Genomic DNA, 25,565 nt, shown 5'->3' on the forward strand with positions numbered 1-25,565 from the left:
GACAGGGATGATGCAATATGATATTATAATTAGCATTACAGATAAGATAAGTAATTCATTTACTTACTATTACAATGCTGTGCTGATCAGTTAACAGACTGAAGGCCAAGGTTCATGCTGATGAACCTTGGCCTTTTATATTTTACTAAGGAGGCGGAAGAATAAACGACATATATCCAACACTGTTTTACCGGTGTAGTAACTCAAGATAGCGGGAAATTGTAATGGGTTGACCGGCCAATAAGCTGGAGACGCAAGGTGGGCGTTTCCGGCTTTTTGTTGTTTTCCGGTTTTGTATAGCAGTAAATTTATTTAAGGAGGTGCGGTATGGATGATTGAACACGTAATTAATAATTTTCGCCGGGGTTACCAGAATAAGCAGACGGTCGCGGCTGAGCCAAAATGGCTGCTGAATCGCTTGCTGACGCCTGTTGTAAGCATTCTGGAAAGAGTATTGGGCATTGTGCTGGTACTGCTCGTATGGGAACTGGCCCCACGCCTGGAACTGATCGATTCCTTTCTTCTGCCACCCTTCAGCGAGGTCATACAGAGTTTGTTTAAAATAACTGCTTCCGGCGAAATTTTTAAGCATTTTTCCGTCAGCATCAGCCGTTCGGTAACCGGTTTTTTCATCGGCATTGCCATTGCCATTCCCCTGGGGATTTTTATGGGCTGGTACAGCAAGCTGGAAGAAGTGGTGGATCCTTTGGTGCAAGCCTGCCGGAATTCTTCGGTGCTGGCTTTGTATCCGGTGTTCCTGTTGTTTTTCGGTTTGGGTGAGACTTCCAAAATGGCCATTATCATCTGGGGGACCATTTGGCCCTCGCTGCTCAACACGATTTCCGGGGTTAAGAATACGGACCCGCTGCTGATTAAGGCGGCCCGCTCTATGGGGGTATCGAAGCTGACCCTGCTGTATAAGGTCATTGCGCCGTCCGCGCTGCCTTCTATATTAACCGGTGTCCGCCTGAGCGCCGCCAGTTCCATCCTGGTATTGGTGGCGGCCGAGATGATTGGGGCCAATGCCGGCCTGGGCTTCATGATTTTTTACTTTCAGGAACGGTATGCGGTACCGGAGATGTACGCCGGCATTATTACTATGTCGCTGCTCGGCGTTACCGTCAATTACCTGCTTGTCGCCCTGGAAAAACGCCTGACCGGCTGGAAAGAAAAGTTTGTGGGCGACTGACTTGCAGTGTGACCGCACAACTGCCGGGGAAGTTTCTTGGCTAGGCTGTTGTGCGCAGATAAGGGAGGTTCAAGTATGAGCTTATTGGAAGATAAAACAGTGCCAGGCCGTGAGAGCAGGCTGGAGGCCTGCATCGCTTACGGCGGTACAGCCTGCAGCCTGAAAGGAGAGAATAAAGGCTGTCTGAAAAACCAGGAACGGGCCTTTTCCCAGTCCGGGCTGTGTCAATTGCTGCCGACAATGGGGATGCTGCTGACTTTACCGGATACGGCGGTTGTCGTTCACGGCGCCATCGGCTGTGCGGCCAATGGTGTCAGCACTGTCATCGGCATCCGGCTGCGGAATGTGCAGAAAGGGAATCCCCAGGCCAGAGACGGTATCTGGGTATCGACCAACCTGACCGAAAGCGATGTTGTCCATGGCGGCGAGGAAAAGCTGGAGAATGCAATTCTGGAGACCTATGAACGGTATTCCCCCAAGTCCATCGTGGTATTCCAGACCTGCACGCCTTCCATTATCGGCGACGATGTCGCCAGTGTCATTGACCGGGTCAGGAATAAACTGCCTATACCGGTGCTTGTTGCCTATTGTGAAGGGTTTAAGACCAAGGTCTGGGCAACAGGCTATGATGTGGCCTTTCACGCTATTGTCCATGGCTTTATTGAGAGTGACAAGGAAGGCCGGCCGCCGCGGCGGCAGCCGGGCGACAAACGGCAGCGGCCTCTGGTTAATGTGATCAATCTGGCTTCCGTGGGGAAGCCGGATGAGGATGAAATTACCCGGCTGCTGAATGCGATTGGCATTGACGTTACCATCGGCCCCAATTTTGCCACCCGGGAGGCCATCCGTAATATGACGCAGGCCGATCTGACCATCAGTGTCTGTCCCACCCATGATGATTATTTTATTGACTATCTGCACAAAGAGTACGGTGTCCCCTATGTCCTGAAGGATATGCCGATCGGGCTGGAAAACACCCGGACCTGGCTGCTTGATATTGCCGGCCATTTTGGCCTGGAAAAGCAGGCCGCCGCCGTGATTGCCGCCGAAGAGCGGAGAGTCTGGCAGGCAGTTGCCAAATATCAGCCTGTGTTGCACGGCAAAACAGTATTTCTAAGTGCCGGTGAGTTCCGGGCGCTGGTAACGGGCGCCCTGTTTCAGGAACTGGGCATGGAGGTTGTCGGGGTGCGCTCCTACCATCACGACCATTTTGGCAAGGACTATTATGAGAAGCTGGTGCAAAACCAAAATGGCAAAAACTTTGCTGTCGATATTGCTAATTTCCAGCCCTTTGAACTGACCAACCTGCTGCAGAAAACGCAGCCGGATTTATTTATCGGCCATATTACGGATAATATCTGGGCGGCGAAGCAGGGCTTGCCGACAGTAACTATTTTTAGAATTTTTGACAGTTATATTGGTTATCAGGGCTTCTACGCGGTGGCCAAAAAAGCCGCCCGGGTCCTGAGAAATTACTCGTTTAACCGCAATCTGGCGCAAAATACGCGCAATCCCTATAAGCCGGTCTGGTATGAACAAAACCCATTCGCTTTTATTAAGGTGCAGGCAGCTTCTCCGGCCTGGGAACAGGAATCGGCGGCAACGCAGACGGCAAAAGAGGTGGCAGGACGATGAGCAGCAATTTTATTGAAAAACCGCGTTATCAATGTGCTTTGGGCGGTGCCCTGGTAACAGTGAATGCAATCAACCGGGCGGTGGCCATTGTGCATTCGGCCCCCGGCTGCGCCTCGGCCGCCGACGGTGCGGCCAAATCCGGCAGCGGCTACTGGGGAACGAGCTATTGCAACGGGCGGGCCACACCCAGTACCAATATCCTGGAGAAAGAGGTAATCTTCGGGGGCGAAAGCCGTCTGGCCGAACAGATTGACAGTACGCTGGCGATTATTGATGCCGATCTGTATGCGGTCATTACCGGCTGCATGACAGATATTATCGGCGATGACGTCCGGTCGGTCGCCGGCCGGTTCCAGGCTGAGGGCAAACCGTTGGTAGTGGCTGAAACCGGCGGGTTTAAAGGCAATTCTGCCAGTGGCTATGATCTGATTCTTGCGGCCCTGATTGAGCAGGTGGTAGAAAAGGGGCTTGCCAAGGTTGCCAATCAGATCAACCTGGTGGGGGTTATTCCCACACAGGATGTTTTCTGGCGGGGCAATCTGCTGGAATTAAAACGGCTGCTGACTGCTGTGGGTTTGCAGGTGAATACTTTTTTCAGTCCCTTTGATGAGTTGTCGTCGCTGAAAACCTCGTCCCAGGCGGCCCTGACGGTTGTGTTGTCCGATGTGCATGGGCTGGGGGCCGCCCAGGCCTTCCAAGAAATCCATGGCATACCGTTTGTGAACCTGCCGCTGCCGATTGGGCCTACCGCTACCCGCGCGTTTTTAACAGAGCTTGCCGGTTATATTGCCATCGAGCCGGCGGTCCTGGCCGCCGTAGTGCAACGGGAAACAGCGTGGTATTATGCCTATGTCGAACATGTCGCCGAGCTGTATAATGATCTGGATTTGCAGCGTTTTGCCATTGTGGTGGGCGATGCCAATTACAGCTATGGGCTTACCCGCTTTCTGGCCGAGGATTTTGGCTGGATTCCCTATCTGGTGGCTGTGACCGATATCCTGGATGATGCCGGCAAAGCCAGGGTAGCTGAACGGTTCCAATCCCTGCCGGCCCCATTGCAGCCGAAACTGATTTTTGAAACAGATACCAGCCGGATTGAGACCGCCTTGCGGCAGGAACTGGCGAGCGAAGCGGATGAGTACGGCTCGCCCATCAGCCCCGCTTTTGTGCTGGGCAGTACCTGGGACCGGCCGCTGGCCCAGGAATTTAAAGCCGGCTTTCTCAGTGTTACCTATCCGGTGAGCAACCGGGTAGTGACTGACCAGGCGTATGCCGGCTACCGGGGCGGCCTGCATTTGGCTACCGATATTCTGAGTACCTTAATCAGCAACAGATAAGTAATTGGATACAGGGGTGGTGAGATTGTGCTAAACACATATTGGGATACGGGCTGGAAAGTGTTAAAAAGAGTTGTTGCCATCGGGGTAGTCATTATAATCTGGGAGATTCTTCCTGCAGCCGGTATAATTGATTCCCGCAGCTTACCCTCCTTTAGTGACGTAATGCAGGGCTTGCTAGGCCTGATCATGTCCGGTGAATTGGCAAAGCACGCTATGGCCAGCTTTCACCGGACGCTGCTGGGGTTTCTTATTGCCGTGGCAATTGCGATTCCGCTGGGGATTTTTATGGGGTGGTTTAAGCGCCTGGAAAAAATCGTCGACCCGCTGATGCAGATATGCCGGAATACAGCGACACTGGCGCTGTATCCCGTATTTATCCTGGTATTTGGGCTGGGGGAATTGTCTAAAGTCGGCATTATTTTCTGGGGTTCGATCTGGCCGATTTTGATTAACACCATTGAAGGCGTCAAGACGGTTGATCCGCTGCTGATTAAAGCGGCCCGGTCCATGGCAATGTCCCGGTTAGGTTTATTTATTCATGTTATATTACCGGCTGCCGTGCCCGCTATTATTACGGGGCTCAGGATCAGCGCCACCCGCTCGATTATAATCCTGGTGGCGGCGGAAATGCTGGGCGCCAGCGCCGGGCTGGGTTTCCTGATTTTTGATGCCCAGCATAAATATGAGATTGAAAAAATGTATGCCGGCATCGTGGTGCTGATTATGCTGGGAATGTCGGTCAATTATTTGATTGTCAGGCTCGAACAGCACCTCACCCGCTGGAAAGGAAGTACAGGCGCGGCCTAAGTCAGCCTGACGAATGCCTGGCCTGCTTACTATAAATAATTAGCAAAATGAAGGAGTGACCCGGAATGAGAAAAATAGTTGATGTCATTGATAAAAAACTGACAGGTACGCTTACGAACGACACGGTGATTGGTATTGATATCGGTTCCCGGACCGGCAAGGCTGTCCTGTTAACAGAAGGCAAGCTGTATACCGCGATCACGCCTACGGCCGTGTTTACCCAGCAGACCGCCGATAAGCTGTTTGACAAACTGCTGCAGCAGACCGGTTTGCAGCAAGCCGATATTCAATATATTGTTGGTACCGGCTATGGCCGGATATCGCTTAATTTTGGTGATATCCCCAATAAAATTGTTACCGAAATCTCCTGCCATGCCATGGGCGCCCATGTACTTAATGCCAACGTCCGCTCGATTGTCGATATCGGCGGCCAGGACTCAAAAGCAATCCGGGTAGATCCGAAGACCGGCAAAGTGGTGGAATTCATTATGAATGACAAGTGTGCCGCCGGTACGGGCCGGTTTCTGGAAAAAGTGGCGCAATTGCTGGATCTGACTACGGAAGAACTGGGCCAGGAAGCGCTCAAGGCCACTAAACCCTCGGATATTAGCAGCCAGTGCGTAGTCTTTGCCGAATCGGAGGTGATCTCCCTGAAAGCAAAAGGCGAAAAACGGGCTGACATTGCCGCCGGCATTCATATTGCGACCGCGCGCCGGATTCGCAACCTGTTTAACCGGATTGGCCTGGAGCCGGACTTAGTATTCACCGGCGGCGTAGCCAACAATGCCGGTATGAAAAAAGCTGTGGCAGAGGTACTCGGCCATGCCATCAGCGAGGTTAAGCTTGATACCATTTATGCCGGGGCCCTGGGCGGCGCGGTGATTGCGCAAAGGACCCTGGCCGCAAGTTCCGAGCAGGGCGGGGTAGCCGCTTCGGCCAGTTAGCGGCCCCGGGCTGTCTTGGGGTTCCCGCAGCCTCTGCTACAACCGCACTGGACCCATTCTTCCTGCTACCAAATATTAACGATACGGAGGCAATACAATGAGAACTGCATTTAGTAATCAGCGTCGAACAATCATTCTGGGCCTGCTTGTAATTTCGGTGTTATCCCTGCTGCTGTTTGGCTGCGGCAAGAACCAGGAAGCGCAAAAGACCGCCGCTGAGAGTCAGGCCAAACAGCCGGATATTATCAGGGTTCCTACTCCCGGTGATGTAACCCGGCCTGATATTTATATGGTTGCCGATGAATTAGGCTATTTTGCCGAAGAAGGCATCAAACTGGAATATGTGGGTGTTGTCCCGTCGCCCCAGCTGGTCGCTTCCGTGGTGGCCGGGAAAATTGATGTTGGTGCCGCCCATATTAACAGAACCATTGCCGGCATTTCGGCCGGCGCCAAGATCAAAGCCGTAGTGGCCGGTACGGAAACAACCAAGGAAATACCCCACATGGTCTATGTGACCTTGGACAACAGTCCGATAAAAAGTGCGGCCGATATGGTCGGTAAGAAGGTGGGCATACCCACAATCGGCGGCTGCAACGAATACACCCCGTATGCCTATCTGAAGAAAAACGGCATCGAGTCGCCCAAAGGCAAGCTTGAGGTGATTGTCATGCCCGAGGCCAACCTGGAACAGGCCTTGCGGCAAGGGAATATTGATGTAGCCGGCTTTCATAAAAACCCCAACTTCCTGGTGGCCCGGGGCGGCCTTACCGTATTGTTTACCGATTATGATGTGTTTGGGACGATCGGCGGCGGGACTCCCTTCTATTTTTCAGAAAAATTTATTCAGGAAAAACCCGATGTGGTCAGACGCTTTGTCAAAGCCATTGCCAAAGCCAACGACTGGGCTGACGCCAATCAGCAGCAGGCCATCGATATTACCGTTAAGCGGGCGAAGGTTGATCCCAAGCTGCTGCGGACCGGTTATTTCGCCCCGCAGGGTATTATTCAGCCCGAAACGGCAACAGTCTGGATTGATTTGCTGAAAGAATTCGGGGAAATAAAAAATGATGTTAAACCGGAACAGATATTTACCAATGAATTTAATCCTAACGTTAAGCGTTAGTAAAATAGCGGCATGGTAGAAAGTGAGGCACCAGGTGTATGGACATTGAAGATATTCAGAGTCCGCGCGACTATCTGATCTACAGTAAAACTCAGGTTCACCCGTATTCCCCGGCGATCGGCAAGTTACTGGACCTGTCCACATCTTATGTTCAGGATGCGGAAACAGCATATGCCCAGGGACAGATTAATGCTGTCTGGTCGCGGGCCACCGGCTGGGAAATACCGCTGGCTTACGCTTCCGGCATTATTCCGGTGGCTTACAGCGAGATGGGGCGCCTAAGTGACATGGAAGCGGTTACGATTGCCGAGGATTATTACCAGTTTCCCCAGGAGACCTGCTCGATGGTCAAATGCACGGTCGGCCAGTGGCATAAGCGCCGCGGGGCCGGCATCAGGCGGATCATCGGCGCCAGCGTGGCCTGCGAGCCTTATAATCTGGCCTGGGAGCTGATGAAAAAAGAAGGCTATGATGTTCATGCCATTGATGTGGTTTACCGGGCACCCGGCGTAAAAGGCGAGCGGCTGGAACAACTGGTACAGTTTCTTATTGAACAGATTTACGAAACGGCAGAGTGGCTGACCGGCAGCAGGGAGATCAATGAAGAAAAGCTCAGAACCGAGATTCAGCGCAAAAACCGGCTGATCGTCAAGGTCAGGAAAATCCTGGAGCTGCGGATTAAAAACCCTTACTATATGCGCAGCCTGCCCTCTATTTATCTCCTGACAGGGCTGAACACCTATTTCGGCAAGCCGGCCGCATATGAAGCTGTGCTGGATGAGCTGATCGCTGAACTGGAAACAGCGCCTGTCAGCAAAAGCGATCTGGCCAAAGTGATTCCCCTGGTTTGGGTTGGCAGCGCCGGCCAGGAATTCGGCATCTACGAGGCGATTGATCAGGCCGGGGGCGCTCTCCTTGGGTTCCGCGGCTACCCTTTCAATAATTATGATGAAACCCTGCCGCCGGTGGAGGCCTTAGCCCGCCATGTCCTGGGCAATCAGGAAGCCGGCGCCTCCATTTACGTACAAAAAGTGATCGAACAGGAACTGAAAAAGGTCAAAGCCCGGGGGTTGGTGCTTTATGGTTATCTGGGCTGCTCTTACGGCAGCGTGGCGCGGGAGATGTGGCGGGAGTATTTTCATAAGAAGGGTTTTCCCAGCATCAACCTGGAAGGCACCTTTCAGGTCGGCCCGCCCACAGGCCAGATCCTGACGCGGATCAGGGCGTTTGTTGAGATGCTGGCCTAGTAGCGTGACAACCAAGATTTTGAGGGATAAAGGAGCGAAAAAATATGAAAATTGCAGACATCATTGACCCCAGCCTTATTGCCGGCATCACCGGCGCAACGGTTGTGGGGATTGATATTGGTTCCAGAACAGGGAAAGCGGTACTCCTAACCGGCGATGAGCTGTATACTGTCCAAACCCCTACCGGGATTGACATGCAGGAAACGTCTGACGAGCTGCTGGCCGAACTGCTGGCCCAATCGGGCCTGAAACGATCGGATATTGCCTATATTGTCGGCACCGGTTACGGCCGGGTGGCAATGAGCTTTAATGAAATACCCCACCAGATTGTGACCGAGATCTCCTGCCATGCCATGGGAGCCCACTACCTGAATGCCGCGATCCAAACGATCATTGACATTGGCGGCCAGGACTCGAAAGGCATTAAAGTCGATCCCGAGACCGGCCGGGTCGTGGAATTTGTCATGAACGACAAATGTGCGGCCGGCACCGGCCGGTTTTTGGAAAAAGTGGCGCAATTGCTGGATCTGGATTTAGGTGAACTGGGAAAAGTGGCGCTGGCGGCCACTAAACCGTCGGAAATCAGCAGCCAGTGCGTTGTCTTTGCCGAATCGGAAGTGATTTCGCTGCGGGCCAGAGGCGCAACCCAGGAGGATATTGCCGCCGGCATTCATCTGGCTACAGCCCGCCGGGTGCGGAACCTGTTAAGCCGGATTGGCCTTGAACCGGGTTTGGCCTTCTCCGGTGGTGTTTCCAACAATATCGGTATGAAAAAAGCCATTGAAGACCTGCTCGAACACCCGATCAGCGAGTTTAAACTGGATGCGATCTACGCCGGTGCCCTGGGCGCAGCCGTACACGCGCTCAACTACCAGGCCGCCGGTGTGCGCGGCGAGCAGGCGGCGGAGAACGGCTTCCGCCTGGATTTGAGCGAGCTGGAAAGCCGGATTGCCAAACAGCAGGAGGCTATCATCACTGCCGGCGAGGGGAAAAAGAGTGTCGGTTATCTCTGCACCTATACCCCGCTGGAGCTGATTAATGCTGCCGGCGTCAATCAACTGCGGCTGTTTAAAATGGGTAATACCGAGGTGGTTGCCAGCGGCGAGCAGATCACCCAGAGTGTATTTTGCGATTTTACCAAGAGCATTCTGGGCGCCTTCAAGGAAGGCGACCCTTTATATAAGGCCCTGGATAAAGTGTATACCTTCTATACCTGCGACTGCATTAAAAAAGTCGGGGAAGCGATTGGCGACTTTTTCTCCCCTACCGACATTTATACCCTGCCCCGCCTGCGGGAGAAGGCCTCCTCACGCAATTACTACCGGACAGAAATCGTAAACTTCAAAGAAGACCTGGAAAGCTTGTCAGGCAATACGGTTAGCGAAGAAGCCGTGCGGGAGCAAATCAAACTCTATAACCAGGTGCGGGGGATATTAAAGAAAATCTCCGACCTGCGCAAACGGGAGAACCCGCCGATCAAAGGCAAGGATTTCCTTGATCTCATTAAGGGCTATTACTATCTGCCGCCGGCCGAATTGCTGGTTTTATACCAGCAAATCTATGACACTCTGGCGGCAGTGCCCGAGCAGGGCCGCAAACCGATCCGGCTGATGATGGCCGGCGGCATTGTGGCCGACGGCGACCGGCGGCTGCTGGAGCTTATTGAGGATACCGTAGGCGCACGGGTAGTTATTGAGGACCACTGCACCGGGTCGCGCAATGTCAGCTTCCAGATCAGTGAGGAAGGGGATCCTTACCAGGCTTTGGCCGAAGGCTATCTGGACCAGTCGCCGTGCACCCGGATGAAGCCTTTGCAGGAGCGGGTTGCCATTTCCGGCGATCTGGCGCAGGAATACAAGGTTGACGGCATTTTGTACGTGTATCTGAAATTCTGCCCTTGCTACGGCCAGATCAAGCACGAGTTTTTCCGGCACTATCAAAAGCTCGGCATACCCGTATTAGAGGTGCCTGTCGATTACTCCGCCAGCGACCAGGGACAGCTGAAAACCAGGCTGGAAGCTTTCATTGAGGTGCTGGGCGAAAGAGGGGGCATTGTTGATGCAAATCGAGGAAGTTCAAAATCAGCGTGACTACCTGATTTACAGCAAGGAGGTTCATGCTTACTCCCCGGCTGTCGGCCGGTTGCTGGATCTCTCGGCGTCATATATTTATGACGCCGAGAAGGCCTACCAAGCGGGAAAAAACGCAATCTGGTGCCGGGCCAGCGCCTGGGAGGTTCCCTTATTGTATTCCCTTGATACGATTCCTGCTGTTTTTAGCGAAATGGGGCGGCTCAGTGACCGGGAAGCCATGGTGCTGGCCGAGGATTATTACCAGTTCCCGGTGGAAACCTGCTCGATGGTAAAATGTACTGTCGGCCAATGGCATAAACGCCGCGGGACCGGCATTAACCGCATCCTCGGCACCAGCTCGGCCTGCGAGCCGTACAATATGGCTTATGAAATTATGAAAACCCAGGGCTATGATGTCTATTGCATTGAGAGTATTTACCGGGCTCCCGGCGTGGACGGCAAAAGATTAGCGCAGCTGAAAGAGTTTTTTGTCGAACAAATCTATGGTGTAACCGAATGGCTGACAGGCAGCCGGCACATTGATGGGGAAAAACTGAAAACGGAGATACTGCGCAAAAACAGGCTGATTGATAAGATTAAGAAAATCCTGGACCTGCGGCTCCGGAACCCTTTTTATATCCGCAGTTTGCCGACTATCCTGCTGCTTAATATCGGCTTATCCACTTATTTTGGCAAACCGGAAGAATTTGAGGAAACCGTCGACCTCTTAATCACCGAGCTGGAAACAGCACCGGTGAGCCCGGACGATTTGCAAAGGGTCATCCCGTTAGTCTGGGGGTACGGCACCGGCCAGGAATTCGGCATTTATGACGCGGTAGACCAGGCCGGGGGTGCCCTGCTCGGCCTGCGGGGCGTACCTCTGAAAAAATACCGGGAGGATGTTGCGCCGGTAGAGGCCCTTGTTCATTATATTTATGACAACCATGCCGCCGGTGCGGGAACGTACATGCGGGAGATTATTGAACAGCAGATTGATAAGATCAAGGCCCGCGGCTTACTGTTATATGGCTATATCGGCTGCTCGTTCTCCAGTGTCGACAAGGAGTTGTTCCGGGAACATTTTCATAATAAAGGAATCCCCAGCATCAGCCTGGAGGGGTCGTATCAGGTCGGACCGCCTACCGGTCAGGTTCTGACCCGGATCAAGGCCTTTATTGAAATGTTGTCTTAGCAAATATTGGCTGATCCTAAGCAGATTGAGGAGGATGTTTGTGGAAATAGAGGATATTCAAAGTCAGCGTGATTATGTTGATTATTGCAAAAAGGTTCACAGTTATTCCCCGGCAATCAACAAAATACTGGATCTTTCCGAAGCCTATGTTCCCGATGCCGAGAAAGCGTACCAAGAAGGCCGGAAGCAAGCGGTCTGGAGTAATGCCTATGGCTGGGAAGTGCCGGTTATTTATGCGTGTGACACCATCCCGGTGGCTTTTAGTGAGATGGGGCGCTTAAGCGACCGGGAGGTTATGTTGATTGCCGAAGATTACTACCAGTTTCCGGTAGAGACCTGCTCGATGGTTAAATGTACGGTGGGGCAGTGGCATTTGCGCCGCAACACCAATACCATCAACCGCATTCTCGGCAACAGCTCGGCCTGCGAGCCCTATAATCTGGCCTGGGAGATTATGAAGCGGGAAGGGTATGATGTGTATAATAATGATGTGGTATACCGCGGCCCTACCGTGGCCGGCAAGCGCCTGGAAGAGCTTATCGGTTTTTTTGTGGAGCAGATTCATGATGTGGCCGAGTGGCTTACCGGCAAACGGCAGATTGATGAAGATAAGCTGCGCGTTGAAATCAGGCGCAAAAACCGGCTGCTGACCAAACTGCGGACGGTGCTGGACTTAAGACGCAAGCATCCTTTTTATGTGCGCAGTTTAGCCACAATCCTGATGCTGAATATTGGTTTGAACAATTATTTCGGCAAACCGGAGGAATATGAGGCCGCCATTGATTTATTGATTACAGAACTGGAGAATAAGCCGGTTGACGAAGAAGATTTGAAGAAGGTTATTCCCCTGGTCTGGGCCGGCGGCACCGGCCAGGAATTCGGGATCTATGAAGCGATCGACCAGGCCGGCGGGGCCTTGCTGGGCTTGCGCAGCGTGCCGTTCAAGCTGTACCGGGAGGATGTGCCGCCGGTTGAATCCCTGGCCAGATGGGTGTATGACAATGCCGGTGCCGGCGCCGGTGTGTATGCCCGTAATGTGCTGGAGCATGAAGTGGATAAGCTGAAGGCCCGGGGAATTATTCTCTATGGGTACATCGGCTGCTCTTTCGCCAGTGTTGACCGGGAGATGTGGCGCAAGTATTTCCATGAGAAGGGGATACCCAGTATCAATCTGGAAGGATCATTTCAGACCGGAGCGCCGAGCGGCCAGGTATTGACGCGGGTAAAAGCCTTTGTGGAAATGCTGGCTTAGCTGCAAGTACATACGTTCATGGGGACAGCGGGTTGACTGGATACAGACTAGAGACGCGATGAGTGTCTTTAGTTTGTTTTTTTTTAGACTAACAGGGGAAGTGAGGAATTTACGGATGGATATTGAGGAGGTTTATAGTCAGCGCGATTATATCGAACACTGCAAACAGGTTCACCGTTATTCACCGGCGATCCAAAAGATATTGGATCTGTCGGAAGCCTATATTCCGGATATTGAAAAAGCCTATCAGGCAGGCCAAAAAGATGCGGTCTGGTGCAATGCCGCCGGCTGGCAGGTACCGCTGATTTATTCCTTTGGCATTATTCCGGTCTCCTATAGTGAGATGGGGCGTCTCAGCGATAAGGAGGCCATGCAGATTGCCGAGGATTATTACCAGTTTCCGGTGGAAACCTGCTCCATGGTCAAATGCACGGTAGGGCAGTGGCACCGGCGCCGGCATACCAGCACTATCAAGCGGATTATCGGCAACAGCTCGGCCTGCGAGCCTTACAATCTGGCCTGGGAGATTATGAAGCGGGAAGGCTATGATGTATATAATAATGACGTTGTATACCGGGGGCCGGCCGTGGCCGGCAAGCGGCTGGAAGAACTGGTGGGCTTTTTTGTTGAGCAGGTCTATGATATCGCCGAATGGCTTACCGGCAGCAGGCAGATTGATGAAGACAAACTCAGGGTGGAAATCCAGCGCAAAAACCGGTTGCTGCGCAAGCTGAGAACGGTGCTGGAATTACGGCGGCAGCACCCGTTTTATGTACGCAGCCTGGCAACGATTCTGATGCTGAATATTGGCTTGAACAATTACTTTGGCAAACCGGCAGAGTATGAAGCGGCGATCGATTTATTGATTGCAGAGCTGGAACAGGCACCGGTCAGCGCAGCCGATGTGAAACATGTAATTCCCCTGGTCTGGGCTGGCGGCACCGGTCAGGAGTTTGGCATTTATGAAGCGATCGACCAGGCCGGCGGCTCGCTGCTGGGACTGCGCAGCGTTCCTTTTAAACTGTACCGCGAAGACATTCCCCCGGTAGAAGCGCTGGCCCGGTGGGTGTACGACAATGCCGGCGCCGGCGCCGGCGTGTATGCGCGCAACGTCCTGGAACACGAGGTAAACAAGCTGCAGGCCCGCGGGATTATTCTCTATGGCTACATCGGCTGCTCTTTCGCCAGCGTTGACCGGGAGATGTGGCGCAAATACTTCCATGAAAAGGGAATTCCCAGCATTAACCTGGAGGGGTCGTTTCAGACCGGGGCTCCCAGCGGCCAGGTGCTCACACGGGTAAAAGCCTTTGTGGAAATGCTGGCTTAAAGCCGGTTTGTCCTATTTGTAAAAAGGGGGAGTTCGGTGAAAACAAATAGCCATGGGAAATATGCAGTGCTGATAACCATTTTAGTATTTACCGCATTGGCTGCATTCGGCTGCGCAAATAATCAACCCCCACAGACCGCCGCCGTCAGTCAAGAAAAGCAGCCCGACAGCATCCGGGTTGCCACACCTGTCGAAACCACGAGCCCGTCCATCTATTACATTGGGGAAGAGTTAGGCTTTTTTGCTGACGAGGGGATTAAGCTGGACTATGTGGGCGTTGTTCCCTCCACCCAGTTGGTTGCTTCCGTTGTCGCCGGCAAAATTGATGTAGGCGGTGCGCATGTGAACCGGACTATTGCCGGGATCTCCGCCGGCGCCAAAATCAAGGCTGTGGCCGCGGCCAGTGAAACAACTCAGGCTATGCCGCATATGACCTATGTCACGCTGGACAACAGTCTGATCAAAAACGCTCACGATATGGTAGGCAAAAAAGTTGGACTGCGCACAGTCGGCGGCTGCAATGAATATACCCCGTACGCCTATCTGAGAAAAGCCGGCATCAGTGATCCCAAAAATAAGATTCAGATTATCACCATGCCCGATTCGCAGCTGGAGCAAGCCCTGCGGCAGGGAGACATTGATATAGCCGGCCTGCACCAGACCCCGGACTTTATTGCCGAGCGGCAGGGCCTGAAGGTGTTGTTTACTGATTATGATGTTTGGGGGACTATCGGCGGGGCAACACCGCTGTATTTTTCGACTAAGTTTATTGCCGAAAAGCCGGCTGTTGTCAAACGCTTTACCAGGGCTGTGGCCAAAACCAACAACTGGATCAACGCCAATCCGCAGCAGGCGGTCGAGATTACCGCCAAGAGGGCTGAACGGAATATTAAATTAGTCAAAAAAGGCTACTATGCCCCTGATGCCATGATTAAAGAAGAGACCGTAACCGTGTGGATTGAACTGTTAAAGGAGTTTGGCGAAATAAAAGGAGATATTAAGCCGGAACAAGTGTACACAAATGAATTCAATGCCAGTGCCCGTTAGTTTGTTTCATTATTGCAGTTAAAGGATGTGCTGAATTTGCGAGGAAAAATCAGGGGAAAGCTGACTATAATCACGGCTACAATCGTTGTACTCATGCTGTTTGTTACCGGGTGCGCAAAAAATCAGCCGGCAACGGCTGGCAAGGAAGGTTCGGCCCAACAACCGGATATTATCAGGGTAGCGACCCCCGGCGCCCCGACCAGCCCGTCAATCTATTACGTGGGGGATGAGCTTGGCTTTTTCGCCGAACAGGGGATAAAGCTTGAGTATGCCGGGGTCGTGCCATCTACCCAGCTGGTGGCATCAGTAGTGGCAGGGAAACTGGATGTGGGCGGCGCCCACATTAACAGAACCATAGCCGGCATTTCCGCCGGCGCCAAAATCAAGGCGGTATCTGCCAATACCGAGACCAGTCAGGCTATTCCGCATATGGTGGGCGTGACTACTAAAAACAGCCCGATAAAAAGTGCCCAGGACCTGGTTGGCAAAAAAATCGGCATACCGCTGATCGGCGGCTGCAATGAATACACCCCTTATGCGTATATGAAGAAAAATGGGATTGACGATCCCAAAAGCAAGGTGCAGATCATCGTTATGCCTGAACCGCAGCTCGACCAGGCCTTGCGCCAGGGCGATATTGATCTGGCCATGCTGCATAAAACCACTGATTTTATCAATGAACGCGGTGAATTCCGGGTAGTGTTCAGCGATTACGATGTCTGGGGCACGATTGGCGGCGCTACGCCGGCCTATTTTTCGGAAAAATTTATTCAGGAAAAACCGGATGTAGTTAAACGTTTCGTGACAGCTGTCGCCAAGACCAACAACTGGGCCAACGCCAATCCGGAGAAAGCCCTGGAGATTACCGCCAAACGGGCCAATGTCGACCCTAAGACCATCAAACCCGGTCATTATGCCAAAGATGCGCTGATTTTAGAGGATACGGTTACTGTCTGGATTGATTTGCTTACCGATTTTAATGAGATCAAAGGCGGTATCAAACCGGAGCAAATCTATACCAATGAATTTAATCCCCAGGCCAAGAAATAATTTGCGCAAATTTGTTATAGTATAGCCGCTGACTGGTTTAAAAACTAGAGGCTGTAGCCCGCAAGGGCTGCAGCCTCTATCTGTTTACCCGCGGGCTGTTGGTAATAAGTGGTGCTGATTAGCTACCAAGCTAAAGGCAGAAAGATTTTCTTTCTGCCTTTAGTTTATTTGCTAATAAATACGTGGAGGAGGAATGGATATGAACAACAAGATCATCGCTTTGCTGCTGTTATTATGTTTGGGGTTATCCCTTGCCGGCTGTGCCGGCCGTTCCGGTGGCAGTCAAACTGTCCAGACCGGGACCATGGGGGCGGACGGGAAAAAACTGTTTCCTATCAGGGTAGCCGGTGACGGGACCGCTAACGGTGAGGTTATGATTGGCAATGAGGCTGGCTTTTTCCGGGAGGAAGGGATCGAGATTATTTTTACCGGCGCGCTTAAAGGCGGAGCCACAGAACTGCAAACTATAGCGCAGGGGATTAACGACGCCTTTATCGGTGGACATCCGCACAGTGTGGCCCAGGCGATTATGGCCGGCATCAAAGTCAAGGCCGTTGCCCCCGGCATGATCGATCATCCGGACTTCCCCCATGTCAGGTATTTGGTCAGGGAAGACAGCCCCATCAAAACACTGAACGATATAGTCGGTAAAAAAGTCTCCCAGACCAGCGCCACTTCGGCCTGCCAGGACGGTTATTTAAAACTGTATCTGCAGCAAAACAATCTGCCGCTGGACGTGGAGTGGGTGAAATTGCCTAATCCGGGCCAACAGGAGCAGGCGTTAAAGCAGGGGTTGGTAGATATGACAACCTCTCATCCGCCCTATGCCGGGATAACAGTTAAACAGCCCGGTATCCGCCAGGTCGCCACCAGCTACGATATCGTGAAAACGCCGGGGGCCGGCCTGTCGGTTCGCGGTTTCAGCGAAAAATTCATTGCCGACCATCCTGATGTCGTCAGGGCGTTCTGCCGGGCCTTGCAGAAGTCCCACAAATGGATTAATGCCAATCAGCAGGCAGCGGCAGCCATTGTTGCCCGCAAAATGAAGGTAGATCCCGAACATGTCAGTGTATTCTGGTATGAGGAGCGCGGGTACATAGAGCCGGCTTATATGGAAATATGGGTTAAGTTATCGGAGGATATCGGCTTGTGGCCGGCAGGGGCCATTCAGGCTGAGGCAATATACACCAACGACTTTGCCCCTGCAGAGTAAAGCCGCCCCTTCGTCCAGGGTTTTAAAATTACTGTGTTTTCATAGTAGCGATAAAAAAAGTAAAGGTGGAATTTGCAGGTGATTGCTTGGCTTAGAAGTTTGTTTACAGGGCTATACAGGATATCTTCGGTTTTAATGTTTTTATTGCTCTGGGAGAGTGCGCCCCGCCTAGGGATCGTTGATCCCATCTTTCTTCCCCCTTTCTCCAAAGTAGCAGTTGCTTTTTGGAACCTCATTATTACCGGTGAATTATTTACCCATATCAGCATCAGCCTGCTCCGGTCCCTGCTGGGATTCACTCTGGGGCTGAGCGTGGCAATCCCGCTGGGGCTGCTGATTGGCTGGTTTAAAGGCTTTGAACGTTTTATTGATCCCTTGGTACAGACTTTCCGGCAAACCTCGACCCTGGCTTTGTTTCCCGTATTTATCCTGTTGTTTGGTATTGGCGAACTTTCCAAAGTGGCCGTAATCTTTTGGGGGGTTCAGTGGGCTGTTCTTCTGAATACTATTTCCGGCGTGAAAAATGTGGACCCCCTGCTGATAAAGGCCGCTAAATCCCTGGGTATTTCCAGATTTTACCTGTTTATCAAGGTCATTCTGCCGGCCTCTCTGCCGTCAATTTTGACAGGCGTGAGACTGAGCGCGACCCATTCTATTTTGGTATTGATTGCGGCCGAGATGCTGGGCGCCAATGCCGGTCTGGGTTATCTGCTGTTTTTTGCCGAGGCCAATTTCCTGATTCCCAAAATGTATGCCGCGATTATCACCATGTCACTTATGGGCTTAATTGTTAATTACTCCCTGGTGTCACTGGAAAAATGGCTTCTTAAATGGAAAGAAGAACTGCCGTCGGGAACCTAACAAGTGGAATGGGGATATTCAACAATAACATGAACATGTAATTGCAGTGCAATTAATGGGGGAGGTATTTTTATTATGAAAAAGTGGTTCAGACTAAGGCCGATCATTATGGCTACTCTCATTACCTTTGCTTTAATGGCTGCGGCTGGCTGTGCAGATGGTACCGGCAAGCAAACGGCTGCCGGCGTTGCCGCCGGCCAAAGATATGATGAAATCAAGGTACCTACTCCGGCTGAGCCTACGGCAACCGTACTGTATTGGGTGGGCGAAGAACTGGGTTTTTTTGAGGAGCAGGGGATAAAACTGAATTATGTAGGTCTGGTTCCCAGCGGGCAGCTGGTTGCTTCGGTGGTGGCCGGCAAGATTGATGTGGGCGGCGCCCATGTCAACCGGACTATCGCCGGCATTTCCGCCGGCGCCAAAATCAAGGCGGTTGTGGCCCAGTCCGAAACTACCGCCGAAATTCCCCACCACACTTATATAACGCGAAAAAACAGCCCCATAAAGGGTCCGCAGGATCTTGCCGGCAAAAAGGTGGGGATAAGCGCCTATGGCGGCTGCAATGAATACATACCTTACGGCTATATGCGCACCGGCGGCATCAAGGACCCCCGGGGCCAGTTTGAGATCATCATTATGCCGGAGACCATGATGGAGCAGGCTTTGCGCCAGGGGGATGTCGATATTGCCGGCTTCAACAGGCTGCCGGCTGAGCTTAAGGTGAACCCCGAATTTGATTATCTGTTCAGCGACTATGAACCCTGGGGCACAGTGGCCGGCGCGACTCCGCTGTATTTTACCGAGAAGTTTATTAAGGAAAAACCGGAGGTGGTCAGACGCTTTGTGACCGCCATGGCTAAGACGATCGACTGGCAGAATGAACATAAGCAGGAGGCTGCGGCAATCACTGCCAAACGCGCCAATATTGATCCCGGTAAAGTAAAAATACGGTACTTTGCTCCCAACGGTATGATTACAGATGAAACTGTGCAGATCTGGATTGATCTGTTAACCGAGTTTGGCGAGATTAAGCCTGGTATAAAACCTGGCCAAATTTATACCAATGAGTTCAATCCCTACTACAAACAGTAGCTTATGGCAGGCCCGGACAAAGAACGAAAAGTTGCTGATAAATGATCTTTACAATACAGGCGAGATACTTTATAATACTATCATAGATTTATGCACAAAATAGCATCCTGTTATTCCTGCGCGGAATGCTGTGTCAGGGGCTGACTGGTTATTACATCAGAGGCCGAGGACCTGTTTTTTTTCTGAGAAAAAAACAGCCTCGGCCTTTTTGTTTTTTAAGGAAGTGATAAGTATTGAAACAGCACAGACATTAGACTGAAGGCAGCGCCGGTTTTCAATTATCAGGAAGGAAGGTCAATCCTAATGCCCAAACCAGTAATATGGCTGTCGGTCGTAGCGCTCGTGTTCGCCATTGCCGTAGATGTCTTTATGGATAATGCCGGCAGGCATATGCCTGTAAAGCATCCCTATTTTCTTTATCTGCTGGCGGTTTTTCTCGTAATTTTTACAACCATTACCCTGGCAGCCTATTTTAATAACAGAGCCAAAGCCTGGCTTGAGGAAAGAAATCTGTTTGTTGCGGTAACGTTTTTATTTTTAACTATATTGAATATCATCACCAAAAAGCTGGGTTTGCTGCCGGTTATCTATTTTCCGTCTCTTGACAGGATACTTAGTGTGATTGTGGAAGACCGGGATTTCCTGGCCCTGTGCCTGGCTTCTTCCGGCAAGCTGCTGTTTACGGGTTATTTCTTTGGGGCCATCGCCGGTTTTGCCACCGGGATTGCCGTGGGTTTCAGCAAAGGAGCGGCCTACTGGATTAATCCGTTAATCCGCGTCCTGGGGCCTATTCCGGCCACAGCCTGGATTCCCCTGGTGCTGATCAGTTTTCCCACTACATTTTCCGCCAGTTCTTTTTTAATTGCCCTTGCGGTCTGGTTTCCGACAACGGTTATGACCAGCAGCGGCATTCTGAACGTGCAGAATGCTTATTTTGAGGTATCCAGCACCCTGGGAGCCGGTAAATACTATCAGATCTTTAAAGTCGGTGTGCCGGCCTCAATGCCGCATATGTTTATCGGTTTGTTCAACGGCACGTGCGCCTCTTTTATCACCCTGATGACAGCAGAAATGCTGGGGGTTAAAAACGGGATCGGCTGGTACATCAACTGGCAGAAAGAAATGATGGCTTATGCCAATGTCTATGCGGGGCTGATTATCATTGCCGTGACTTTTTCCATTCTCATTACCCTGCTGTTTAAGGTCCGCGATCAGGTACTGGTTTGGCAGAAGGGAGTCATAAAATGGTAGGAGCAATAAAGATTGAAGGGGTTGTAAAGCGGTTTGCCCAGCAGGATGCGGAGGAGGTTGTGGCCCTCAGCGGTATTGACCTGACAATTGAGGCCGGCGAATTTGTTTCGCTCATTGGCCCCTCCGGTTGCGGGAAATCCACGCTGCTCCGCCTGATTGCCGGTTTGAACGGCGCTGATGCCGGCAAGCTGTATATTGACGGGGAAGAAATACGCGAGCCCACTTATGAACGGGGCCTGGTGTTTCAAAACCCGATGCTGTTTCCCTGGCTTAATGTGCATGATAATGTGGCTTTTGGGCTCAGGGCGCGCAAGGTATATAAGCAAAACAAAGCCGAGGTGGATAAATTTGTTGAGCTGGTCGGTTTAAGGAGTTTCCATAAGTCTTATCCCCACCAGCTTTCCGGCGGCATGGCCCAACGGGCCTCCCTGGCCCGGGCCCTGGTCAATCATCCGAAGGTGCTGCTTTTGGATGAGCCGCTGGGGGCGCTGGATGCGTTTACCCGGATGAATATGCAGGATGAATTGATCCGTATCTGGCAGGAGCGGCAAACCACCATGGTCATGGTGACCCACGATGTGGATGAGGCCATCTATCTCTCGGACCGCATTATCGTAATGACGCCAAGGCCGGGTAAGATTGAAAGCTGTATTGACGTCAGGCTTTCCCGGCCCCGGGCCCGCAGCAACCCGGAATTCCTCAACCTGCGTTCCCGCATCCTGGGGATCCTGGATTTTGCCGGTAATGTAAAAGAACCGAGTTATTATTTATAAGAGGTGACAGCATGAAGATGAGAAAAAAAATGACGATGATCGTCCTGACCGTGATCCTGTCCTTATTAGTGTCAGCCTGCGGCCAAAAGCCGGTAACCAAGGCTGACGACCTTGTTCTGAAAATCGGTTACAGCGGCAGCCTGTGTGAAGCCCCTGTGCATATGGCTGTGGAAAAGGGCTACTTTGCCGAGGAAGGCCTGAAGGTAGAGCTGATTAAGCTGGCGCCGGGAACAACCTTTGAAGCCATTACGGCCGGTAAAATCGATGCCGCCTTTGGTTTGCTGGCGAGCCTGATGCAGCCCTTATCCAACGGCTTGCCGATTAAGATTACCACAGGCCTGCATACCGGCTGCGATAAAGTGCTTGTACCCGCTGACTCCGGCATAAAAACCATTGCCGATCTGAAAGGCAAGCGGATTGGTGTGCCCAGCATGACCAGCAGCCCGATCATTTTTGCCAAACGGGCCCTGGCAGAGGCCGGAGTCGGTGTCAGTGAAAAGAATATGGAGGTCGAATTTGCTGTTTTCAGCGCCAGCGATCTGCCCATAGCCCTTAAAAATGGTTCAATTGATGCCCTGGCCATGAATGACCCGACAGCGGCCGTGGCCCAAAAAGAGTTTTCTCTGGTTACTTTGGCTGATTCGGCCATAACTGAACCGTACAATACACAATATTGCTGCTCTGCTTATGTAAGTGAGACTATTGCGAAGGATCATCCGGAGATTGCGGCAAAATATACCCGGGCGATGCAGAAGGCCAGTGCCTGGATTCAGAAAAACCAGGATGAAACCGCAAAAATTCAGGTCGAACAGAAATGGGTTGCCGGTGACGCCGCTTTTAATGCCTCTGTGTTGAAAACCTACAACTATATCCCGTCGGTCAAAGGGGCTTATGATGCCTTTGGCATAACGGCCAAACAACTGCAAAAAGTCGGGATGTTAAATGAAAGTGTCGATGTGGAGGCCCTGCATAAGAACAGCTTTATCTTTTTTAAGGATGTACAGGATACCGTACAATAGCCCCGGCCCGGGAGATTCGCAGTGCGTATCCGTGATTTAAACAGACGATGAATACGAAACATTAGCTGATCAGTAATACACAGAAGGCTAAGGTCTGCTTAACAGCGCCTTAGCCTTTTGTTTTCCCGGCCGTTTTTGGCAAATGTCTCATAGAGTGGCTATACCGATTGTAAAACATTGAATCTTAGGAGGTTATTACATGGGTACTTTTATTGAACGCGCCAAATCCACATGCGCTTTGGGGGGCGCCATTGTTACGATATCCTCACTGCCGCGGGCGATCCCTATCGTTCATGCCTCAGGCGGATGTGCAACGATGCTGGCCGGTACCTACAGCCAGGCCAGCGGTTACAAGGGGTCCGGGTATTGCAGCGGTCATATGACGCCCACTTCCAATGTTGTGGAAAAGGATATCGTTTTTGGCGGCGAAGAAAGGCTGGAAGAGCAGATTACCCACACGATCAAAATCATTGACGGTGATCTGTATTTTGTAGTCACAGGCTGCCAGGTGGAAATCATCGGCGATGATGCCATCGGTGTAACCCGCCGGTTCAAGGATGGCAAGTACCCTGTGCTGGCCGCCAATACCCCCGGCTTTATCGGCAACGGCTTTAAAGGCTATGACGTGGTGCTAAGCACCCTGGCCGCCGAGTTTATTGAGCCTAAGGCCGTAAAGAACGAACAGACTGTTAATATTTTGGGGATTATGCCAGGCCAGGATGTTTTTTTCCGGGGCAACATTAAGGGTATTCAAAGACTGTTGCAAAAACTGGGCATAAAAGCCAATACATTTTTTGGTGATGGGGAGACCATTGAAAAAATAAGAAATTACGGCGATGCCGCCCTGACCATCGTTTTCTCGGACAAATACGGCATTGACACCGCTAAAGTATTTGAGGAAAAGCATAATATTCCTTATATCACGACAGATCTTCCCATCGGCGATACCAGGACCGAGGCTTTCTTACACAAAATCGGCAAGCAGCTGGGGCTGGAGCCGGCGGCGGTTAACGCGCTGATTGCTGAGGAAAAACGCGAATATTACAGCTATCTGGAGCGGTTTCTGGATATCTACAGTGACATAGATCTGCAGCGTTATGCGATTGTTTCCGCCGATATCAATTACGCATTTTCGCTGACCAGTTTTCTTGCCGAGGATTTAGGGTGGGTGCCCCACCTTGTTGTTATTAATGAAGAACTGGATGATATCAGCAAAAAAAAATATGAGCTGAAATTCAACCAGTTAACCTCGGAGGCCAAACCGAAAGTAATCTTTGAACAGCATGCCGGGCAGCTCTTGCGCCATATCAGGAAGAGCTGGAAACAGAACACCAATGAGAAATACTATGATGCGCTCAGTCCTGCTTTTCTGGTCGGCAGCAGCCTGGAGGGCTCAACGGCGCAAAAAATCGGGGCCGCATTCCTGCCTGTTTCTTTTCCGGTCACAAACCGGGCCGTTTTAAATAAAGGCTATACCGGGTATCAGGGTGGATTATCACTGGCCGAAGATCTGTTCTCGGCCCTTGTCAGCAATCGATAGGAGGGGGTATAACAATGTCCAAATTAACGCAAGACCTTACGTATGACTATTTATCAGCCGAGGCTGCACCTACCAGGGAGGAACGGATTGAGGCGACCTATGCCTTTGGCGGTTCCTGCACAGGGCTGAAGCAGGGCATGGGACAGGGATGCACCAAGTATAACAGCAGGAAGTTCGCTCAGGGCGGCGGCTGCCAGTTAAGCCTGGCCCTGGGGATTGTGAGATCATTTCAGAATGTGGTTGTTGTCATCCATGGGCCGCTGGGCTGCGCCTCCAATAATCTGGGGGTTGCCGGGTATAGTAAAACCTTCCGGGTGCTGAAGCATAAACCGGTGACTGACAATATCTGGCTGCATACCAACCTTGATGAAAATGACGTGATTGCCGGCGGCATCGATAAACTGCGGGAAGCGATATTGTATGCCGAGAGAGAATACCGCCCGGATGCGATTATCGTTGGCAATAGCTGCGTGCCGGGAATTATCGGTGATGATATTGACTCTTTAATCGATGAGCTTGACGGGCAGCTGTCGGCCCGGGTAGTGCCTGTTCACTGCGAGGGCTTCAAAAGCAAGTTTGTGGCCACAGGCTATGACTCGGCCTATCATGGGGTATTAAAGAAGCTGGTTGATCCGATAAAAAAATACGACCGGGCGGCGCCGGAGGATGTTGACGGGGTCACTGCCGATGCGGCCGAAAGGTATCTGCACAGCAAAACGGTAAATCTCTTAAATGTTGGTTCCACCAGCTACGGGGATGAAGTAGAGCTGTCCAGGCTGCTTAAGGCGCTGGGCCTGAATGTGCGGGTCATGCCGCTGTATGCCAGTATTGAAGAGATTTCGCGCATCGGTGAAGCGGCGCTTAACATTAGCATCTGCGCCACCCACGATGACTATCTTATCGGTCATCTTAAAGAGCGTTTCGGCACCGAATATGTCATTGACACCCTGCCTATCGGCATCAAGAATACCAATCAATGGCTGCAGGTGATTGCCAAATTCTTTAAACTGGAAGACGAGGTCGAAAAACTGATTGCGATTGAAAATGAACAGCTGGAAGCGGCGCTGGAACCATTTAAAAAGGTGCTAAAAGGCAAGACGGTGTTTGTCGGCGGCGGGGAAACCCGGATATTTACCACCGCTGAATTTTATCAGTCGCTGGGGATGAAGGTCTTAGGCTTAAAGCCACATAATTTCGACCGCTTTGCCGTGCCGATGATTGATGATATTGATGATCAGGAGGCTGTCATTGATGTTGCTCCCGGCCAGCCGGCCGAAGAACTGGTCGTACTCAACCGTCTCCGGCCTGATCTTTATGTTGGTCATACCGGCGCCAATGCCTGGGTAACGAAACTGGGGATACCAACAACGCCGCTGTTTGGCCAGTCGTTTAACTATATGGGGTATTCCGGAGCCTTTGAACTGGCAAGAAAAGCGGCAAGAAGGCTGCAAAATACCGCCTTTACGAAAAAGATCGGGGCCAATGTGGCCTTGCCGTTCCGGCCGGAATGGTATGAAAGCAATCCCTTTGACAATATCAAAGAGGCACAACAAGGGTGAGCGTGAGTAACACTAACTAGAGGAGGAATAAG

General features: G+C 51.7%; 21 protein-coding genes. All 21 read left to right on the forward strand.

The genetic code is table 11. The annotated features are described in order from the left end of the window. Positions 1 to 331 precede the first annotated feature (331 nt). The 21 genes from ACZ481_RS05795 (at position 332) to ACZ481_RS05895 (ending at position 25,533) form a co-directional block, all read left to right on the forward strand. Positions 332 to 1,189 (forward strand): ABC transporter permease, encoded by an 858-nt coding sequence (locus tag ACZ481_RS05795; RefSeq protein ID WP_464769214.1) that lies wholly within the window; start codon positions 332 to 334, stop codon positions 1,187 to 1,189. Positions 1,190 to 1,264: 75 nt separating this feature from the next. Continuing rightward, on the forward strand, positions 1,265 to 2,824 hold the full coding sequence (locus tag ACZ481_RS05800; protein WP_464769215.1) for a nitrogenase component 1: 1,560 nt from the start codon (positions 1,265 to 1,267) through the stop codon (positions 2,822 to 2,824). Further along, positions 2,821 to 4,161, forward strand: coding sequence for a nitrogenase component 1 (locus ACZ481_RS05805; protein WP_464769216.1), 1,341 nt, complete (start codon positions 2,821 to 2,823; stop codon positions 4,159 to 4,161). Before ACZ481_RS05800 ends, ACZ481_RS05805 begins: the two co-directional genes overlap by 4 nt. 27 nt (positions 4,162 to 4,188) lie before the next feature. Beyond that, the gene (locus ACZ481_RS05810; protein ID WP_464769217.1) at positions 4,189 to 4,971 is read left to right on the forward strand and encodes an ABC transporter permease; all 783 of its coding nucleotides are present in this window, start codon (positions 4,189 to 4,191) and stop codon (positions 4,969 to 4,971) included. 65 nt (positions 4,972 to 5,036) lie between these two features. Then, entirely contained in the window at positions 5,037 to 5,915 is an 879-nt protein-coding gene (locus tag ACZ481_RS05815; RefSeq protein ID WP_464769218.1) for an acyl-CoA dehydratase activase, read from the forward strand. A 97-nt stretch (positions 5,916 to 6,012) separates the two neighbouring features. Then, positions 6,013 to 7,038 carry an ABC transporter substrate-binding protein gene (locus tag ACZ481_RS05820; RefSeq protein WP_464769219.1) on the forward strand — a complete coding sequence of 342 codons (1,026 nt, stop codon included), beginning with the start codon at positions 6,013 to 6,015 and terminating at the stop codon, positions 7,036 to 7,038. Positions 7,039 to 7,076: 38 nt separating this feature from the next. Then, entirely contained in the window at positions 7,077 to 8,285 is a 1,209-nt protein-coding gene (locus tag ACZ481_RS05825) for a 2-hydroxyacyl-CoA dehydratase (protein WP_464769220.1), read from the forward strand. A gap of 44 nt (positions 8,286 to 8,329) precedes the next feature. After that, complete coding sequence (locus tag ACZ481_RS05830; protein ID WP_464769221.1) at positions 8,330 to 10,375, forward strand: 2-hydroxyacyl-CoA dehydratase; 2,046 nt, start codon at positions 8,330 to 8,332, stop codon at positions 10,373 to 10,375. After that, the gene (locus ACZ481_RS05835) at positions 10,344 to 11,549 is read left to right on the forward strand and encodes a 2-hydroxyacyl-CoA dehydratase (RefSeq protein WP_464769222.1); all 1,206 of its coding nucleotides are present in this window, start codon (positions 10,344 to 10,346) and stop codon (positions 11,547 to 11,549) included. The genes ACZ481_RS05830 and ACZ481_RS05835 overlap by 32 nt, the downstream gene beginning before the upstream one ends. Positions 11,550 to 11,589: 40 nt before the next feature. After that, a complete protein-coding gene (locus ACZ481_RS05840; protein ID WP_464769223.1) occupies positions 11,590 to 12,801 on the forward strand; it encodes a 2-hydroxyacyl-CoA dehydratase subunit D in 1,212 nt (403 codons plus the stop codon). 115 nt (positions 12,802 to 12,916) lie between these two features. Continuing rightward, positions 12,917 to 14,128 carry a 2-hydroxyacyl-CoA dehydratase subunit D gene (locus ACZ481_RS05845; RefSeq protein ID WP_464769224.1) on the forward strand — a complete coding sequence of 404 codons (1,212 nt, stop codon included), beginning with the start codon at positions 12,917 to 12,919 and terminating at the stop codon, positions 14,126 to 14,128. A gap of 36 nt (positions 14,129 to 14,164) precedes the next feature. Then, entirely contained in the window at positions 14,165 to 15,175 is a 1,011-nt protein-coding gene (locus ACZ481_RS05850; protein ID WP_464769225.1) for an ABC transporter substrate-binding protein, read from the forward strand. Positions 15,176 to 15,187: 12 nt separating this feature from the next. Then, positions 15,188 to 16,225 (forward strand): ABC transporter substrate-binding protein, encoded by a 1,038-nt coding sequence (locus ACZ481_RS05855; RefSeq protein WP_464769226.1) that lies wholly within the window; start codon positions 15,188 to 15,190, stop codon positions 16,223 to 16,225. 199 nt (positions 16,226 to 16,424) lie between these two features. Further along, positions 16,425 to 17,438 carry an ABC transporter substrate-binding protein gene (locus ACZ481_RS05860; protein ID WP_464769227.1) on the forward strand — a complete coding sequence of 338 codons (1,014 nt, stop codon included), beginning with the start codon at positions 16,425 to 16,427 and terminating at the stop codon, positions 17,436 to 17,438. A 135-nt stretch (positions 17,439 to 17,573) separates the two neighbouring features. Then, entirely contained in the window at positions 17,574 to 18,299 is a 726-nt protein-coding gene (locus tag ACZ481_RS05865) for an ABC transporter permease (protein ID WP_464769228.1), read from the forward strand. Between the two features lie 75 nt (positions 18,300 to 18,374). Then, entirely contained in the window at positions 18,375 to 19,391 is a 1,017-nt protein-coding gene (locus ACZ481_RS05870; RefSeq protein WP_464769229.1) for an ABC transporter substrate-binding protein, read from the forward strand. Positions 19,392 to 19,694: 303 nt separating this feature from the next. After that, complete coding sequence (locus ACZ481_RS05875) at positions 19,695 to 20,642, forward strand: ABC transporter permease (RefSeq protein ID WP_464769230.1); 948 nt, start codon at positions 19,695 to 19,697, stop codon at positions 20,640 to 20,642. Beyond that, complete coding sequence (locus tag ACZ481_RS05880) at positions 20,636 to 21,415, forward strand: ABC transporter ATP-binding protein (RefSeq protein ID WP_464769231.1); 780 nt, start codon at positions 20,636 to 20,638, stop codon at positions 21,413 to 21,415. Before ACZ481_RS05875 ends, ACZ481_RS05880 begins: the two co-directional genes overlap by 7 nt. A gap of 11 nt (positions 21,416 to 21,426) precedes the next feature. Continuing rightward, the gene (locus tag ACZ481_RS05885; RefSeq protein ID WP_464769232.1) at positions 21,427 to 22,434 is read left to right on the forward strand and encodes an ABC transporter substrate-binding protein; all 1,008 of its coding nucleotides are present in this window, start codon (positions 21,427 to 21,429) and stop codon (positions 22,432 to 22,434) included. A gap of 199 nt (positions 22,435 to 22,633) precedes the next feature. Continuing rightward, entirely contained in the window at positions 22,634 to 23,974 is a 1,341-nt protein-coding gene (locus ACZ481_RS05890; protein WP_464769233.1) for a nitrogenase component 1, read from the forward strand. 14 nt (positions 23,975 to 23,988) lie between these two features. Next, positions 23,989 to 25,533: a nitrogenase component 1 gene (locus tag ACZ481_RS05895; RefSeq protein WP_464769234.1), complete on the forward strand. Its 1,545-nt coding sequence runs from the start codon at positions 23,989 to 23,991 to the stop codon at positions 25,531 to 25,533. Positions 25,534 to 25,565: the final 32 nt, after the last annotated feature.

Source organism: Sporomusa intestinalis (assembly GCF_055383785.1).